Source organism: Dietzia sp. IBK-p2-16D (genome assembly GCF_057773085.1).
This window is the reverse complement of sequence record NZ_JBYMTL010000056.1, coordinates 1-461: the sequence shown is the minus strand read 5'-3', so window position 1 is coordinate 461 and position 461 is coordinate 1. Positions and strand designations below refer to the sequence as shown.

General features: G+C 67.7%; 2 protein-coding genes. Both read left to right on the top strand.

Annotated features, from left to right (window positions below):
- The coding region (locus AC3DE3_RS17330; protein ID WP_488370860.1) for a hypothetical protein at positions 1-279 on the top strand (279 nt) is incomplete at its 5' end.
- A partial coding sequence (locus AC3DE3_RS17325; RefSeq protein WP_488370859.1) for a hypothetical protein occupies positions 276-461 on the top strand: 186 nt, incomplete at its 3' end. The genes AC3DE3_RS17330 and AC3DE3_RS17325, both read left to right, overlap by 4 nt.

Genomic DNA, 461 nt, shown 5'->3' with positions numbered 1-461 from the left:
CCGGCGGAAGGGCGCCTTCCTATGGGCATCCTACGCAACCGGGCACGCACCCTCGCCGCTGGCGCGGGGCTCGATTCAATGACGCTGCGCACGCTCAAGGCGTGGTACGATTCGCACTCGTCATGGGCGCTTGCTCTGGCCCCGTCGCTTGAGTGGCAGGCGTGGCAGGCCAGCGGCGGGGCGCCGGGGCGCGCGTGGGTATCTGCGCAGCTCCAGGGGCTCGCCGCACCGACGACGCCCGATATGGCGCCAGTTACTACCGAGACGGTGCCGTCGTGATCTTGACGTCGAATATCCTCCCCGCGCGAGAGTTCCGCCTTCCCGGCGACCGGGTGATTGACCTCGGGTCAAAGTCGGTCCTCAAGTCCGTCGCCGATTCCATGCGCGCGTTCTTTGAGCGATTCCGCCCCATCGTCAAGGCAGGTCACGACGGGTTCGAACGACTCGGCGACGTCGCAGGC